The sequence below is a fragment of the Paenibacillus psychroresistens genome (assembly GCF_009728935.1).
In the GTDB taxonomy this organism is placed as follows: Bacteria; Bacillota; Bacilli; order Paenibacillales; family NBRC-103111; genus Paenibacillus_AC; species Paenibacillus_AC psychroresistens.
This window is the reverse complement of record NZ_CP034235.1, coordinates 777,968-795,335: the sequence shown is the minus strand read 5'-3', so window position 1 is coordinate 795,335 and position 17,368 is coordinate 777,968. Positions and strand designations below refer to the sequence as shown.

16 protein-coding genes are annotated in these 17,368 nt (G+C 41.5%); 3 read left to right on the top strand and 13 right to left on the bottom strand.

Features of this window, described 5'->3' with window-relative positions:
- The first annotated feature begins 3 nt into the window (after positions 1–3).
- Together EHS13_RS03815 and EHS13_RS03810 are read left to right on the top strand one after the other, a co-directional pair.
- Entirely contained in the window at positions 4–1,470 is a 1,467-nt protein-coding gene (locus EHS13_RS03815; RefSeq protein WP_155699092.1) for an aminotransferase-like domain-containing protein, read from the top strand.
- Positions 1,471–2,703: an MFS transporter gene (locus EHS13_RS03810; protein ID WP_155699091.1), complete on the top strand. Its 1,233-nt coding sequence runs from the start codon at positions 1,471–1,473 to the stop codon at positions 2,701–2,703.
- Here EHS13_RS03810 and EHS13_RS03805 read toward each other — a convergent pair.
- From EHS13_RS03805 to EHS13_RS03745, 13 genes are all read right to left on the bottom strand, one after another.
- Complete coding sequence (locus tag EHS13_RS03805) at positions 2,691–3,596, bottom strand: hypothetical protein (protein WP_155699090.1); 906 nt, start codon at positions 3,594–3,596, stop codon at positions 2,691–2,693. The two genes, EHS13_RS03810 and EHS13_RS03805, sit on opposite strands and share 13 nt — an antisense overlap.
- Positions 3,597–3,762: 166 nt before the next feature.
- Positions 3,763–5,472 carry a methyl-accepting chemotaxis protein gene (locus tag EHS13_RS03800; RefSeq protein ID WP_162462941.1) on the bottom strand — a complete coding sequence of 570 codons (1,710 nt, stop codon included), beginning with the start codon at positions 5,470–5,472 and terminating at the stop codon, positions 3,763–3,765.
- Positions 5,473–5,581: 109 nt separating this feature from the next.
- Positions 5,582–6,283, bottom strand: a complete 702-nt coding sequence (locus EHS13_RS03795; protein WP_155699088.1) for a GH25 family lysozyme — start codon at positions 6,281–6,283, stop codon at positions 5,582–5,584.
- A gap of 11 nt (positions 6,284–6,294) precedes the next feature.
- Positions 6,295–6,678, bottom strand: a complete 384-nt coding sequence (locus EHS13_RS03790; RefSeq protein ID WP_155699087.1) for a DUF2500 domain-containing protein — start codon at positions 6,676–6,678, stop codon at positions 6,295–6,297.
- Between the two features lie 142 nt (positions 6,679–6,820).
- Positions 6,821–7,528 (bottom strand): HAD family hydrolase, encoded by a 708-nt coding sequence (locus EHS13_RS03785; RefSeq protein ID WP_155699086.1) that lies wholly within the window; start codon positions 7,526–7,528, stop codon positions 6,821–6,823.
- 21 nt (positions 7,529–7,549) lie between these two features.
- Positions 7,550–8,527: an NAD-dependent epimerase/dehydratase family protein gene (locus tag EHS13_RS03780; RefSeq protein WP_155699085.1), complete on the bottom strand. Its 978-nt coding sequence runs from the start codon at positions 8,525–8,527 to the stop codon at positions 7,550–7,552.
- The gene (locus EHS13_RS03775; RefSeq protein WP_155699084.1) at positions 8,524–9,327 is read right to left on the bottom strand and encodes an inositol monophosphatase family protein; all 804 of its coding nucleotides are present in this window, start codon (positions 9,325–9,327) and stop codon (positions 8,524–8,526) included. Before EHS13_RS03775 ends, EHS13_RS03780 begins: the two co-directional genes overlap by 4 nt.
- Positions 9,328–9,335: 8 nt before the next feature.
- Positions 9,336–10,394 carry an acyltransferase gene (locus tag EHS13_RS03770; RefSeq protein ID WP_155699083.1) on the bottom strand — a complete coding sequence of 353 codons (1,059 nt, stop codon included), beginning with the start codon at positions 10,392–10,394 and terminating at the stop codon, positions 9,336–9,338.
- Between the two features lie 136 nt (positions 10,395–10,530).
- A complete protein-coding gene (locus tag EHS13_RS03765; protein ID WP_155699082.1) occupies positions 10,531–11,937 on the bottom strand; it encodes an NCS2 family permease in 1,407 nt (468 codons plus the stop codon).
- A gap of 124 nt (positions 11,938–12,061) precedes the next feature.
- Entirely contained in the window at positions 12,062–13,984 is a 1,923-nt protein-coding gene (recQ, locus tag EHS13_RS03760; protein ID WP_155699081.1) for a DNA helicase RecQ, read from the bottom strand.
- An 84-nt stretch (positions 13,985–14,068) separates the two neighbouring features.
- Positions 14,069–14,275, bottom strand: a complete 207-nt coding sequence (locus EHS13_RS03755) for a cold-shock protein (RefSeq protein ID WP_155699080.1) — start codon at positions 14,273–14,275, stop codon at positions 14,069–14,071.
- 243 nt (positions 14,276–14,518) lie between these two features.
- A complete protein-coding gene (locus tag EHS13_RS03750; RefSeq protein WP_155699079.1) occupies positions 14,519–15,439 on the bottom strand; it encodes an SPFH domain-containing protein in 921 nt (306 codons plus the stop codon).
- A 3-nt stretch (positions 15,440–15,442) separates the two neighbouring features.
- Positions 15,443–15,874 (bottom strand): NfeD family protein, encoded by a 432-nt coding sequence (locus tag EHS13_RS03745; protein WP_155699078.1) that lies wholly within the window; start codon positions 15,872–15,874, stop codon positions 15,443–15,445.
- A gap of 311 nt (positions 15,875–16,185) precedes the next feature.
- Here EHS13_RS03745 and EHS13_RS03740 point away from each other — a divergent pair, with 311 nt between their 5' ends.
- Entirely contained in the window at positions 16,186–17,358 is a 1,173-nt protein-coding gene (locus EHS13_RS03740) for a glycosyltransferase family 4 protein (protein ID WP_155699077.1), read from the top strand.
- Positions 17,359–17,368: the final 10 nt, after the last annotated feature.

The following is a 17,368-nucleotide window of genomic DNA, read 5'->3' as shown; positions in this document are numbered from 1 at the left end:
AAGATGACATGGAAGCCGCAGCCTAATACAGAAATGCCGATTTTTCGGCAAATTTTTCATTATTACGAGAATCAGATTATTAATGGCATGCTTACTCCTGGAGCCAAGTTCCCGGCCGAACGTGAATTGGCAGCTATGTTTTCGGTAAATCGCAGCACGATTTCAGCAGCCTTCGAAGAGCTTCGCGCAGCGGGACTTGTTGCAACAAAAGTAGGAAGCGGTACTCGTGTAAGTGAGCTTATGTGGGAAACGAAGCCTTATCACTCGCCAAATTGGCAGCGTTATACCATTAATCGTATGTATGACCCTGGCTTAATCCTCCAAAACCAAATACATAAGGCAGCTTCTAAGCCTAATATGATCAATATGACTAAAGGGGAATTATCTCCCGACTTAATGCCGCTTGAATTCTTGAAGAAGCTCTCATCCCAGCTTGATTTCACTCAGCCCTACAGCTATCATGATAACTTTCTAGGTGACCCCAAATTGCGAGGAAGCTTAATTGAGCATTTAGCCAAACAACAAATTCATACCAGCACCCAGCAGTTATTAGTCACTTCCGGTGTAAAGCACTCTCTGCATTTAATTGCGCACACCTTACTCCAACCAGGGGAAGCTATAGCCGTTGAAGGTCCCTCCTATCTGTATGCTATGCAAGTATTCACAGCAGCTGGTTTGAGAATGGTGAAAATCCCTATGGACGCAAACGGGCTTATTCCTGAAGCCATCCCTGAGTTGTATCACAAGTACAGAATACGAATGGTATTTACTAACCCAACTTTTCATAACCCCACTGGAACCACACTCAGCTTGGAGCGTCGCCGTGCCTTATTGGCCATTTGCGAGCAGCTGCGATTACCGATCATAGAAGATGACCCTTATGGCATGCTTCATTTGGATTCTCCACAAACACCCCCTCCCGCTTTAAGGGCATTGCCCAGTGGGGAGCATTCCGTTATTTATCTCGGAACAATGTCCAAATTTGTGACGCCAGGCATGCGATTAGGCTGGATCGTTGCACCTTTAGAAGTTATCAATAAGCTTGCCGAGGCTAAAAACCGCACGGGGTACAGCTCAAGCCATGCCGGAGAAAGACTGGCTCAGCTTTATCTGGATTCCCCTAGTGCAGATACACAGTTGAATTTAATCCTTCTAGCCTTGATTTCAAGACGAAAAGTTCTACTATCTACTTTGCAAGATCAAATGGCTCATTATGCAACTCTTGCTGCACCGTATATTCCTGCAGGTGGTTTTTATGTCTGGCTGAAGCTCAAGACACCTGTCCCTGACAGGATTATTATTGAAGCCTGCATTAATCAAGGAGTTCTGGTTTATCCAGGAAGTATATATGGCGCAGAAAAAGGTTTCTTTCGCCTTACCTATGCATCTATCGGGGAAAGCGAAATCGTTGAAGGTGTCCGAAGAATTAAAGCCGCCCTTAAGCGACTACAAGTGAAGGGTGATCTATAAATGTGGTTTAAAGAAAAAAAATATGCTTGGTTCATTCTTATTTTCCTCTGGATTTTTGGTTTTGTTAATTCACTTAGTCGTTTCATATCCGCTTACTATCAGCCTGAGATTGCCAACTTTCTTCATGTGGGTCGCGGCTTTCTGGGTTTTACTTGGTCGACTAGTATATTTATCGGCGCCATCTGTGCACCTTTAGGCGGTTGGTTAACAGATCGATATGGGTATAAGAAGGTATTGATTGCCAGCGGGGCTCTCGGGACTTTAGCGACAACTCTTTTTCTGTTCATCCAGAATCCGATAGGCTATTATTGCGGGTTTGGTTTATTATCTGGTCTGGCAGGCATTGGAGCATCAACCGGCTATATATTGATCAACAACTGGTTCACCCATCACCGAGCTAAAGCCTTGGTTATTCTAGGCAGTGCAGGCTCCCTCGGTCTAGCTATTATTACGCCAATCTTCGTTTCCAATAAAACCTGGCTCGGCTGGAACAATGCCTATTGGATTCTTTTTACTACGGGCTGTATCTTTATACCATTAGCCATCCTGTTCATTCGGGATAACATTAGTAAACCAGCCAGCATTCAAGCTGATGAGATCGCTGCTGAGAAGCCAATAGTGCCGGATAAGCCCGCCTTAAGCAAGCTTCAAGCCTTTAAGCAATATCTTAAAAATCCAACGTTGGTCACCGTAATTTTTGCTTTATTCACTTGCGGCTTTAGCATGGGTACAGTCGAAATGCATTTAATGGCCATTCAACAGCAAGCACATGTGCATGATATGATGTTTACTTCATCCTTAAGCACACTTGGCGTACTAGAGCTTATAGGAGGTCTAACCTTTTCCTTTCTCTTAGACCGCATGCGTAGAACCCTAGCATTATCTGCCTTGTATACGTTGCGTGTTGTTGCTTTCACCTTATTGATTTTCCATTTTCAAGCTTCACCTATTTTGTTTTCCGTTATCTTTGGAGCTAGCTATCTTGGAGCTGTACCTGGGGGCATCTTAGTTGCTAACGAAGAATTAAAAGCCTCCAATCACTCCATGGGCTTACAAACTGGGCTCCTCATTCTCGTCCACCAGCTAGGTGGGGTAGCCGCCGCGATCGGCGGAGGATTAAACTTTGATATTTTTCATAATTATCAGCTGTTGATTGCGATTAATATTGCCATGAGCCTGATCTCTGCAATTGGCTATTATTACGTCTCAAAGCGTAGAAGTCAGCCAGCGTGACCTAAGCCACTCATATAATCATCAGCAGTACCATCAGTGCCCACTATATTATTGTAGCCCTCAACCTCAAACCACCCTTTTTGCCCATTGGCGGCTTGGATCAAGCACCAACGTTTATCATCGCTTGATATAATTTCCGCATCACTACCAGGCTGAATGATAAACGCTTTTTCCTTGTTATTTCTATCCTTATAGAGCTGTAGCGCCTTTGTCATTTTCACTTTTGCGTTCATGTTGTATAGGTCCTGGGGAACCTCATCAAACAAATGCTCTGCATTTAATTTGTACGTCTGGTCATGATACCAGTTTTGGATGATAGCGCCGCGTTTGCGATGCAGGATTAAAGTTCCATCCCCAGGGTATTCCATATCTGTCCCTTTACCTTGAAACTTGCCCATAAACTCGATTTGGTTCTTGGATCTATTAAGATAATAATAACTCGTCTCGTAATGCATGCTAGGATCTGACTCACTAATGGAAATCTCTTTAATTTGATCCTTGAGGTCTAGATCAACTTCTTGAAAATCACCATCCAAATAGCTAGAAAACCCGTTAAATATAACCTCATTAATTTTCAATACAAAAGATTCGCCTCCCTGACCTCCGTATAAAGCAACTATGTCCTCTTTGTTTTCCCCATCCACATTAGTTATCATTATATTAGACTTGAGGATTCGTTCAGAAGCCGCTAGCTTAGCGTTAGCATCCGTTAATTGCTCCGTTGCGGCAGCAAACTGTTTATCTGCTTTATCCAGCCTATCCTGCGTTTCTTGTACTTTATGTTTAGATGCAGCTAATTGCTGCTCTAAGTTGCTAATAATCTTTTCGTTTTTAGCAGAATCGCAGCCAGCTATGAACAACATGCAGCCGATACATATAATAAATTTTCTCAATTCAATATCACCTCTAATTATTATCATAAATCCCATATTAAGCCATCGATTTCAGTATACATCGAAAGTTTATTCTGTGCTCATTAATCTAATATTGGACACCTTCCAAACGCAAAAAACTGCGAATCGAAAATCCGACCCGCAGTTAATTGCCTATTTCGTTTAGTTAAACCTTGAATCTGGAAATAGCCGCTTGCAGCTTTTGTGACATTTGACTTAAATCATTCGCAGAGGCTGCAACCTCCTGTAAAGCAGCTAGCTGTTGGGTAGTATTATCCACTACAATTTGTGCAGCATTAGAGGTTAGTTTAGCAATACTAGCTGACTCTATAACAGATGCGGTTATTTCTTCAGAGCCTGCAGACATTTGCTCTGCGACTGAAGATACATCACGTATCTGATCCGCAACCTGTTCAATCGCCTGTAAGATTAAATGGAAGGAGTCACCCGCTTCATGCACAATCTGCGACCCTGCAGCAACTTCTCTTGTTCCTTCACTCATTGCGCCTACCGCAAGCTTAGTATCAATTTGAATTTGTTCGATTAGCTCGCTAATCTGGTTTGCCGAGCTTCCAGATTGCTCAGCTAGCTTCCTGACTTCACCCGCCACAACAGCAAAGCCTCGACCGTTCTCACCTGCTCTTGCAGCCTCAATTGCAGCATTAAGCGCTAGCAAATTTGTTTGTGTGGCAATACCAGAGATCACGCTGACTATACTGCCAATTTCAATCGATTGTTTCTCCAATTGTTGAACCATAATGGCCGAACGCTCTACTTTTTGCGCAATAGAATCCATTTGGCTGACTACCTGCTGCAGCAATTTATTGCCATGTATCGCTTTCTCCGTAGCTTCCAAGGATACCTCTGTTACTGTAGCTGATGTTTCTGCTATGCGCTGAATACCAATGGACATCTCTTCCATCGCTCTTGCGCTTTCTTGAGAGGCAATCCCTTGAGCCTCCGCTCCTTTTGCCACTTCAAAAATAGAAATTGAAATCTCATTGGAAGCTGCCGCTGTTTCCTGTGAGCTTGCTGACAGCAGCTCTGAAGACGCCGAGACATCCTGAGAGTTAGCATTTACTTCCTTAACCAGCACCTGAAGATTTCGTTGCATCTGAGCAAAGTTTTCTGTTAATCTACCAATTTCATCCCGGCTATTACTTTTTATATTTTGTGTTAAATCCCCTTTTGCAATGCTTTGAGCATGATTCATTAGTCTAATGACTGGACGGGTAATTACCCTGCTTAGAAACAAGGCTAAAGCAAACGCCAAAATAATATCGATAATACAGGTAATAACAAGCTGTGAATTTACTTTAGCGATTTGTGCAATTGAATTTGCATTTGAGGCCTTATATTCACTACTAAAGCTTTGAATCAATTGATCCGAAGTTGTATAAATCGTTGCTTTGAATGCATCGGTTTGATCATCCAACACCTTATATTGCTCACTTAGCTGCTCTGCAGACAATGTACTTCTTTTGTTGAAGATCTCTACGACATTGTCAAATGATTTTATATATCCTTCACTAGCCGTTTTCAGGGTTTTTACCCAATCTATTTGGCTTTGTTTATCAACACTTTTCGAGACATCCTCGATAAGCTGTTTAAATTTAACGGCATATTCTTTGTAATTTGTTATAGACTCTTCACTTTGATTGATGATGACATCCGCTTGGTTACTGTATAATATGCCGACATAATTCTTTATTTCCAAAGCAGCTTTTTGATCTTGCTCTCTCATATCATTTTCATTTAGTGCTGCCTTTACATCCTTTAGTTTATTGTAATTTAAGACAGCAGCCGAAGAAAATAACAAAATAACAATAAAAAAACCTAATAAAATTTTAACAACTATGGATCTGTTCTTAAGCATGGTCAATCCCCCTGTTTTCATTTAAACATATAATAAATCAGACTAAACAATTTCGACATTGTTCGACAAATCCCTCTTCAATTCAAGCTAAAAGCGATATAAATTTTACTTATCGAGCTATGAAATCTGTAAAATCAAACTCATCCATATTAAATACATTAATGTCTACATATTCGGCAATCCCCTGTACTTTACCACGATTGTTGAACTGCCATAACACCCATTTGCGTTGCTCCAATTTAGGATGCTTTAGAATATCTCGAAGCCAAATGTCTTGCTCTGGAAAATCACCTTTAATGTATTTGTTGTAAGTATCGTATGTAACATAAAGCATCGGCTTTTTGCCATAATACTGCTGTAAAAGCTCAACCATCTTATGAAGCTGCAGCTTAACTTTTTCTTGATCATAGCCTAGCCCAATCTCTAAGTCGATAACTGGCGGCAAACTACCTTCTTGTTTAGGCACTGTTTTAATAAAAAGCGCTGCCTGAGCTTCACCTGTGTTTTCCATTGAGAAAAAGTGATAAGCACCTATTGCCATATACTTCTGCGCTGCCTGCCAATTGGTTAGAAATTGTTCATCGACAAAATCTTCGCCCTCTGTAGCCTTGATATATACAAAACGAAAGCTATTGTGATTGCTGACTTCTTTCCAATCAATCTTCCCTTGATGATGGGATACATCTAAACCTTTAATTTTATATTTCATTGCAAAAAAATCATTATGCCAAATAATCCCCTTATATTCTAAGAACCCAAGGAAGATCGCCAAACAAACCATAACCATAATAAATCTACGTATTTTTTTCATCGGCTGCCTTCCTAAACTGCTTCCCTACTGAAGCTCAAATATCGAGTGCCTTGAAAGCTTAGCTTCCCCTGATCCCCTTCAGCCAAAAGTCCAAATTCACGATCCTGAATACTAAACTCGATACGATCTCCGCTTTCAACCTCAAAGGTTGCGAAGTAGGTTGTATGGGTACTATAGCGAATATGATCATCTTGGTTGTTACTGCTACTTGTGCTGACTTTGCTTCTTTTACTAACAATCTTAGAGAAGACTGTTAAAACAGGCTGTTTATTATTGTAGCTCCGTTGCTTATTACTCGATAAAACCCTAAATAGAAGGACAGCTACAATAATTACAACCACAAGCATTATAAAGATAGGCACTATTGTAAACATAATATTTGATTCCGTTTCCATATTTCCTCCTCATCACTGCAGTAATATTTGCTCCAATTGAGCATACCATGATTCATCGGTTCAAAAACCTCTTTTTGTTAATAAAAGTAAATTATAAAAAACGCTCCCGTGATTAGCGGCAGCGCTCTTGATTATAATACACTTACAATAATATCTGCTCCAATTGGCCAATCTCCGTGATTATAGCAAAAGGTGTTACATCAGGAGGCAATGTTTCGGCGTGATTGTTTACCCAAATAGCTTGCATACCATGATGCATCGGTCCAATAACATCGTTCTTAATCGAATCCCCCACAAAAACTACTTCACTTGCCGCAACATGGAAGGTATCCATGGCCATTTGATAGATCTCCTTAGCCGGTTTAGAGTAACCAACCTCCTCCGATATAAAGAGGTGTTCATCTTTAAAATAACGGCTTAGCCCCATTTGCTTAATTTTATTCCGTTGAAATTCAGGAGTTCCATTGGTTACTATACCTATGAGATACTTTTCTGCCAATAAAGCTAGGGTATGATCTACTTTGACGCTTGGTTTAATATAGTAATTAGTTAATGAGGTAAATAGTTCATGGAATTGAATAGCATCCTCATTGGTCACAACTCTATTAAAGTGCTCCAATGTTTTGATAAATCTATCTCTTCTAAATTCCCATAAGGAAATTACGCCTTCATCGTACAGCTGGCAGTATAACTCATCCTGAGCTTTAAATATGGGATATAACTCATTAATTTCAATTGCACTTGTTACTGCCGTTTGTTTAAAAGCTTCCTTGATGCTCTCTTCCCAATATTCATGCATATGGAGCAGGGTGTTGTCCAAATCAAATAAAATTAACCGAGTATTTAACATAATCTGTTACCTCCCGTTGGGTCATCGTTGGCTATAATTCGAGATTAGCTGCTGCTCTCTTAACGAAGTCATTCCGTGGGCAAAAGGTGCGCTTCTTTGTTCAAGCCATGCTAAGGTATCACGAATCGTTTCAGATAAAGGACGGAAGCTTAGACCTGCTTCTAACGCTTTATCTATATTCACCTGCATAAATCCAGCCGATTTCTCATCCTTTGCTGGAATCCAGAAAGGCAATTCCGTGAACACCTTCACTTTATGCTCCAGCAGATATTCATCCTCAAGCCAATTATACGCTTCATTTGGGCTGCACGCTTCAACAAATGTTTCCATTGTTAATACGTCGCGTGGACCTGTTGCATTATAAACGCCTGTTTTCTTAAGCTCTGCCATCCGAATAATCCACTCCGACAAATCCCTTACATCAATGAATTGAAGCTTTCTTTGCTTGCTCCCAGGCACTAGTATTTCTCCGCCTCGCTTAATGCGATGGGGCCAATAAGTAAATCGATCGGTAGGATCATGAGGCCCAACTATTAACCCTGGTCTGATAGTTAGGACTTTTCCCGGTAGAATTGTCTCCAAGCTAGCTTCACATAAGGCTTTTAAAGGTCCATAGGTTTCCCCATTGATTTCCTCCACATGCGGATCTGCTAACACTCCAAGGGGATAATCTTCACTTATACCCAGCTCTTGATAGTCTGCATATACGGAGATACTCGATATATAGATATAATGTTCAACAGTGTGCTTCAATGCTTGTGCGGTCTGCTCAACAATTCTCGGAACATAACCCGAAGTGTCAATTACAACATCCCACTTATGCCCAGCTAAGCTTGCCAAATCACCATCTCGGTCACCCTGCAGCTTGTTTATATTAGGAAAAAGCTCCGTATTAGTTTGTCCACGATTAAACAGCGTTATCTCATGGCCGCTTTGTAAAGCCGCCTCTACTAGGTATCTGCCAAGAAAAACGGTTCCACCCAGAATCAAAATTCTCATAACGCTAAGCCCTCCTTAACCAGGTTCATAAAATATTCCTTATAATCCGGATGACAAGCAATTAAATAAGGCTCTTCACACATTTCATCAAAAGGATTCCCAGCAAAATCAATTACAATCCCGCCCGCTTCCTTCACCATCAAGACACCCGAATAAAGATCATCGCCTTCCGAGTTATAGAGCACAATACCGTCTATATCACCCTTAGCCAGCATACACCATTGTATGGTTGGCGCCCATAATCTTAGCAAACGTTTAAAGTTCAGCTCAAGATGATGCCTTAATTTGGTTGCTTTTTCATCATGTTGTACCTTATGCCCTTGAATCCAACCGATGTTGCCTTTACGAATGTCTGCCTTCTTAGCAATTTGGATGTTTCGATCATTACAAAAAGCTTTCCCATCTTGGATAGAAACAAACAAACGGTTAGCCATCGGCTCGAACACAACACCTAGGACAGGCTTTCTTTGGAAAAGCAGCGTAATCGACACAGCAAAAACAGATAAACCAATCGCATAATTATTCGTTCCATCCAATGGATCTATTAGCCAAAGCCAATCGCTCTCCAGGTTATTGCTGCCGGCTTCTTCACTATGAACTTGATGTAAGGGAAACACTCTATTAATCGCTTTAAGAATAAGCGCTTCAGTTAGATAATCCACCTCAGTTACGAGATCGCCAAAACCATCCTTTTCATCAATCATATCGAAATGGTCATAACGTTCTTTGGCTATTTGTCCTGCTTCCCGTATGACTTGGATCGATAATTCTTTGGCAGCGTGAATGACTTCCCTGTTCATAATTGCTCCTACTTCCCAATCAATACCCAATAAGGCTTGATGAATTTTTTAATTAAAACAGTTAGCAGATAGGCACCGCCAAAAGCCACAAGGTAAGCACCTATAAAATATAAAAGATAGGCAATCGAGCCTCCGCTAGCTTTTATCTTCATCGTATAGAGACCTATAAGTGCTGGATGAATCAAATAAATCCCAAAGGAATGTGATCCGATATTCTGCAAAACGGTTGAAGTTTTACTAAATTTCTGATGAATCGCATATGACAACCATAAGAAGAATAAGGAAGCAAAAACACCATATGTATAGAAAAAGAAATCATAAACATACTGTGGTGCGAAGTGATGATTGTCTGCAAGAATATAAGGTATTGAAGCTCCAAGCCCCGTGATTAAAGCACATACGCTAATCCAAATGCGTTGCTTAATGATCAATGCCAGCGCTTTGGCATAATTCATCCCGATCGAGGCGCCTAAGAAGAAAAAGGCAAAGTAAGTGAAGCACAAGCTTGTCCGATGAGGGAAGCTATAATAATACTTATTAGTGAAATAGAACAGCAGGAATAAACCTATGCCAATCCACGTAAAATAACGCTGTACGAAAGAGAATTTCTTCACAAGAAACAGCAGCACTGGAAATAGTACATAGAATTGCAAGATAATAATAATAAAATACAAATGATAACCAGATTTAGACCAAGGCAGCAACGAAAGAAAATGGCTTAAATTAAACGTCATTGTGTGATAATATAAACGCTGATTAAATAAATAATAAAACAAAGACACCACTACATAAGGCACGACAATAAACTTCAGCCTTTTAGCATAGAACGGAATAATATCTTTCAGCTGCCACTTGGCATAGTAGTTATAGAACAGCACGACTCCACTCATAAAAAGAAAGCTTGGTACCGCATACAAAGAGATTTTATTCAAAAAGTTAAAAATCACATGAATCTTGCTTTGACGATCCAACAGTCCAACCCCTTGCGAGGATGCATGAATCAGCACTACTGCGACAATTGCAAAAAATCTAAAAAGCTCAAACTCGTATATTTTTCCCTTACCCATTCTATATCACCCCCAAGAGTATACCACGTGATGATTCCTTACAGGAATAGTAAAATAAAAATCCCCCTGCACGAAAAGCTTCGGCAAGGGGTCTTGATAGTGAACTGAAACCCGCTAAACAAACATCATTATGTAATTAACCTTCGCTGCCCACAAACACATAACGAGCAATGATCAGGACTGCAAGAATCCACATCAACCAATGTATTTTGTATTTGCCTTTAGCCAGCAAGTTAGCTACACTAGCCAATATTACATAGGACAGAATACCAAATGAAATCCCATTGGCAATATTATAAGTAAATGGCATCATGATGATCGTCAGGAACGCTGGGATTGCAATGACATAATCCTGAAAATCAATTTCCTTAATCGATTGGGCCATAAGCACTCCCACAATAATTAAAGCCGCTGAGGTAGCAGCACCCGGAATTAACGCAGCAATAGGCGCTAGGAATAAAGCCAATAAGAAGCAAACTCCTGTCGTTACAGCTGTAAGCCCCGTTCGTCCACCCGCTGCAACTCCAGCCGAGCTTTCAATATATGCCGTTACTGTGCTAGTACCCAATGCAGCACCTGCACTTATACTCACGGCGTCTACAAGCATCGCTTTACCGATTTTCTTCTTGCCTTCGACCTCATCCTTCAATAAGCCTGCACGATTGGCTGTACCTACCAAAGTTCCAAAGGTATCAAACAGCTCAACAAAGGTAAACGTCGCAATTATCGAAATAATGCCTGTAGTCATAACTCCTGGAAAATCAAAATTAAACATTTCCAGCTTGCCTAAATCAGGTACCCAAGTTGTCTTGGCATCCGATAAAGTAGATAATTCCACATGCCCCATCAGAATACCAACAATCGTTGTTCCAAGAATCCCGAACAAGATCGCCCCTCTTATCTTCAGAACCATCAAAATCGAGATTAATAAGAGCCCAACAAGCACCAATTGAACATCTGGATTCTTCAGGCTACCCATATGGAATACAGTCTCGAAGAAGGCTAGATCCGCATATTTGTGCGCACCGTAATCACTCCCAGGGTCAAGACCAATCGTTAGTAAATTGCTGTTCTTCAGACCGATGATTGTGATAAAAAGTCCAATTCCCACTGTAATCGCATGCTTCAAGCTGTTCGGAATCGCTATCAAAAGCAGCTGACGGACTTGGGTTAAAGTAAGAATAACAAAGATGATCCCGGAAATAAAAACAGCTGTCAATGCCATCGAACCCGTTATGGGCTCTCCGGTTGCGGCGGAGGTTAATATAACCGTTGCAAAATAAGCATTCAAACCCATTCCCGGTGCCAAAGCTACAGGGAAATTAGCATATAACCCCATTGCGATGGTTGCGATTCCTGCTGCGATTGCAGTAGCTAAGAACACAGCTGTCCAATCTAATCCTGTCGCATCTGAACCAAACACAGTAAGCGTATTGGGATTTACAGTCAAGATATACGCCATTGCCATAAATGTCGTCAATCCAGCCATAATCTCCGTTCTTACGGTCGTACCCTTGGCCTTTAATTGAAAAAATCGATCCATCGTCCAAAACTCCTCCTATAGAAAAGTGAGATTGCATTCTTATTCTAGGAGCTATTTTGGCTAATGTCAATAAAAAAGTCACATTATCGTCACATTTTCAACTAAACACGAACGTTAAATGGTTTTAAAGCCATTCATCGTTCGTGTAATCGTAGAATATGGCTCCTTCATCTGCATAAGCTGCTAAAACCTTCAAGAAAACCATTCCATATTTCTTATATTTGGCTTCGCCGATCCCTTTTATACGCAGCATGGCTTGCTCTGTTGTCGGGCAAGCCTCGCTTAAATCACGCAGCACGCTGTCAGGAAAGATAATATAAGGCGGCACCCGATCCTTGGCTGCCAAGTCCTTACGCAGTGCACGCAGCCGCTCGAATAATGCTTCATCTGCCATGACCTCCGCTCCATCGGAGAATGCTCCGTATGCATCAGCTCCTGTATGCTGGCGATTGCTTCGACTGCTAGTGCCACTGCCCGAAGCTCTGCTCCTACTGCGCTTAACACTCGCCGGAGCTACATTATCCTCAGGCTTCAGCCAGACTTCTTCTGTGCCCTTGAGGACAGCTCCTGCGATAGTCTGCAGCTTCACTACGGGATATTGCCCCTCCGTAATCATCAGATAGCCTTCCGCGATTAAAGCATTGATGCGACTGATAATGGTTTTCTCCGCATGATGGGCCAGCAAGCCGTAGGTAGGAAGCTGCTCGAAGCCTAGGTCTATCAGCTTCTTCAGCTTGGACCCCTTCAGCACGCTTGCTACGAGCGTCACCCCATACCGTTCCCGCATTCGCAGAATACAAGAAAAGATCATCTGCGCATCCTTAGTCATGTTAACTCTTTCACGCGTATCATTGCATTGGCTGCAATTGCCGCATGATTGCGGGGTATCCTTCTCGCCAAAATATTGGAGGATATAACTCCGCAAACAACGAGGCGTATGGCAATAGTCGATCATCGACTGCAGCTTTTTCGATTCATTGGCTTTGCGATCTGGTGGCAGCTGGCTTTGCTCAATTAGAAATTTCTGAATCATGATATCCTGCGGGCTGAATAAAAGCACACACTCGCTGGGCTCTCCATCACGACCGGCACGGCCAGCCTCTTGGTAATAAGCCTCCATATTGCGGGGCATATTATAATGAAGCACATAACGCACATTGGATTTATCAATTCCCATCCCAAAGGCATTGCTTGCCACCATGACACGCACATCGTCAAATAGAAACTTCTCCTGAGCCTCATTCCGTTCTTTATCCGATAACCCTGCATGATACTTGCCTACAGATACACCACTTTTATAAAGGTACTCGTAAATGGAGTCAACATCCTTACGTGTAGCCGCATAGATAATACCGGCTTCCTTAACACGCCCTGCAATCCATTGCTTCATATAATCTTTTTTATCAGCCACTCGCGTGACTGTGTATGTTAAATTCGGTCGGTCAAAGCCGTTGCGAAATACATTCGTATTATGTAAAGAAAGGCTATTTACAATATCATCTACTACTTCCGGAGTTGCTGTAGCTGTAAAGGCAGCAACAATCGGCCGTTCTGGAAGCATTTTTAATAACGTAGAAATCGAACGATAGCTCGGACGAAAATCATGCCCCCATTGCGAAATACAATGCGCTTCGTCAATCGCCACCATCGAGATCGTCAGCTTCTGCAACAGAACCATAAACCGTTCCATTTCCAAGCGTTCTGGTGCAATATACAATAGTTTATATAAGCCTTTACCTGCTTTTTGAATCCGATTTTCTACCTCTGGATAGGTAAGCGAGCTATTAATAAACGTAGCTGGAATCCCCATGCTATCCAATGTATCGATTTGATCCTTCATCAGTGAAATCAAGGGTGAGATCACAAGCGTGGTCCCTGGCAGCAATAGCGCAGGAATTTGGTAACATATTGACTTACCGCCACCCGTCGGCATTATGCCTAACACATCATTACCTGCTAAGACACTGCTGATAATATCATTTTGTCCATTACGAAAAGAAGAATAACCATAGTATTGCTTCAAAAGTTTCTGTGCTTGCTGCAGCATTGCTCCACCTCCACATAAAAAATAAAAGCTGCCCCGAGGGACAGCTTTAAGGTCATTTTAGGTTTAAACCTTTCGGTTAAAGACCTACAGCTTAACTACGTTCTCAGCTTGTGGTCCGCGGTTTCCTTGAACAACATTGAAAGATACTTGTTGACCTTCGTCAAGCGTTTTGAAGCCTTCGCCTGTGATAGCGGAGAAGTGAACGAATACGTCGCTTCCGCCTTCTGTTTCGATAAATCCAAATCCTTTTTCTGCATTAAACCATTTTACTGTTCCTGTTTGAGCTGACATTGTAAAACCTCCAACAAATTTTCGTTTTTTTCCGCACGGTAAGAAGAAATAAAAAATCACACTTCATCAAGAGTATCATTCATCACTCTTTAACGTGTGTGAACTATTTGATCTCATCTATACGAATAACAACAGTGTAGCACGCTTTAAATAATAAAGCAAATTCTTTTTGGCTAATTTAGAAAATGAATACGTTTCAATCAATAAGAGCCCCTGACTTAGCGGGCTCCCATCCTCTATCTATTATTTGGACTTAAATACTTCGCTGATCATCCCAACGCCGCCCAATGTTTCCACAGACTTTACTGGAATGAATATTTTGTTAGCTGCACCTTTTGAAATTTCGATCAGTGCTTCGAAAGATTTATACGCTAATACATTCTCATCCAAACCAGCTTCTTTAATTAAAGTCATCCGTTTTTTCTCGGCTTCAGCCACAACTTGAATTGCAGCTGCTTGCCCTTGTCCTTCAAGCTCTTGTGCCGATCGGAAACCTTCAGCCTGACGAATTCGAGCTTCTTTATCACCTTCAGCTTTAAGAATTTTACTCTGCTTGTCACCTTCTGCACGCAAGATCATATCTTGTTTAGCAGCTTCTGCTTCTAATACAATCGCACGCTTACTACGCTCAGCCTTCATTTGTTTATCCATCGCTTCTTGGATATCCAGTGGCGGCTTGATATCAATAACTTCTACACGCTCAATCCGCACTCCCCATTTTTCAGTGGCTTCATCCAGCGCTAATCGAATATCAATCGAGATCTTCTCACGACCGGAAAGAGTTTCATCCAATTCCAGCTTACCAATAATCTGACGCATCGTTGCTGTACTGATGTTACGTACCCCATAAACATAATCGGAAATCCCGTAAGTAGCTTGCTCGGGTCCTACAACCTGATAGAAAATAACTGTATCAATAAGTACTTGAACATTATCCTTGGTAATAACCGTTTGCGGTGGTACATTAGCTTGCTGAATTCTTAAATCATGATAAACTCTCACTTGGTCAATAATGGGAATAAGAATGTTTAAACCTGGTGTTAGCAACCGATTAAACTTACCAAGACGCTCGACAACCCCTATGCGCTGCTGAGGCACAATTTTAATCGTTAATCCAATTACAACTACTACCAAGAATAAAACTACAATAATGACGATCCACATACTCTAAACATCCTCTCGTTTTTGGACTTGCAGAATTGTATTGTAGCTCTGTACCACAATAATTGGGGTCCCTTTACTCAAAGGTACCTCTGATTGCGCGCTCCATGTCTCGTTCCCCACTTTAACAATTCCTAAACCTTCCTGCGGAATATCTTCCATTACAAGCCCTTCTAGACCTACGAGCTGATAAATCACATCTGTGAAGCCTCTTGAGTTGCGCATACGGCGTGTAACTTGCTTGGTGAACAGTGTTAGAAGTAAAGCGACCACAATACCGATAAATACTTGCAAAACAATAGCATCTGGCAGTATTAAAGCGACAAGCGCAGCAGCCAACGACCCTAAAGCAAGCCATAGTAAATAAAATGTTAACGTTGCCATCTCAGCAATGATTAACAAAATCCCAATCACCAACCAAATCGCCCAAAAAGCCATGATGATCTGCCACCTTCCTCTATCATACTATGTTATACGTGAGCCGTGAACAAAAGATTCACTTAAACGTGAAACAATAGGGTTACCATCCCAAACTATTATCACCTGCATTGGAGAAAGCATATAATGCACTAACTACCGGAATGGTTTAAGGAACATTCACTCCTTCAATTGCTTCATACTTTGAGCCTAATGATTAGCTAATTCTTTGTCAATATATAAATTTCATAATTCCTTAATACTTTTCATATCGTCGCTTAATATTCATTTGGTAATTTGAAGGTAGATACGTTCAGCTTAGGAGGGATTTTATGCGCTTAGCTCTGTTTACGGATACTTTCTATCCGCAAGTTAACGGCGTTTCCATGACCTTACAGCGATTTGTTAATCATCTGGAAAAAAGGCAGGTGGAGCACAAAGTATTCGTTCCAGTCTGTGCCAAAGATGAAATGTACTCCAATCATTTTATTCGTGCATCCAGCTTGCCTTTATGGCTTCTCAACCCAGAGTATCGTCTTGCTATACCGAATTTATTTAGCATCAGTAGTCAATTGCAGAAATTCCAGCCTGATCTGATTCATATTGCCACGCCCTTCAGCATGGGATTGAGCGGAATGTACTATGCGAGAAAATATCATGTTCCTCATGTAGCTTCATTTCACACTCAATTTGACCGCTATTTGGAGTATTATCATATGAAGTTTGCCTCCGGCTTGCTCTGGCGTTATTTCCGCTGGTTTCATCAATCAAGCCTTACGACCTTCGTCCCTTCTCTAGACACGATGCAGCATTTGCAAAATCACGGAATTCAAAAAGTTGACCTCTGGAAACGCGGAGTGGATTGTGCGCTCTATACGCCAGCAAAACGGAATACTGCCTCTATTCGCACTCGTTATAACATAACAGCACCTTATATTTTTCTCTATGTGGGACGATTGGCTCCGGAAAAAGATTTGGATATCCTTCAGCAAATTATTAGCAATCTCCCGCTTGGCTACAAAGAGCAAGTTCATTGGCTCATCGTCGGTGACGGACCACACTTGCACGAGATGCAAAATCACTCCCCAGCTAATGTAACCTATACCGGATATCAGAGCGGTGAAACCTTAGCCGAAATTTATGCAAGCTCGGATTTGTTCGTATTCCCTTCCTCAACAGAAACATTTGGAAATGTTGTTCTGGAAGCTTTTGCTTCTGGGATACCTGTAGTTGGAGCACGCGCTGGCGGGGTGCAGGAAATCATAGAGGATGGTGTTACTGGTCATCTGTGTATGCCGAGGAATAGCGAGGATTTCATCAAAAAGATCGTCCAATTGATGGATCAGCCTGATATTATGCAGAACTATGCCGCGCAAGCTCGTCAATACGCGATGACTCAATCGTGGGATTCGATCTTCGATAAGCTGTTGGACAGCTATGAACAGGTCCTTTATGAAAAGTCTAAAGCAAGCCTTACTGAAACCTCCGGTATCCAGAGCGCCTAGCATCTATAAA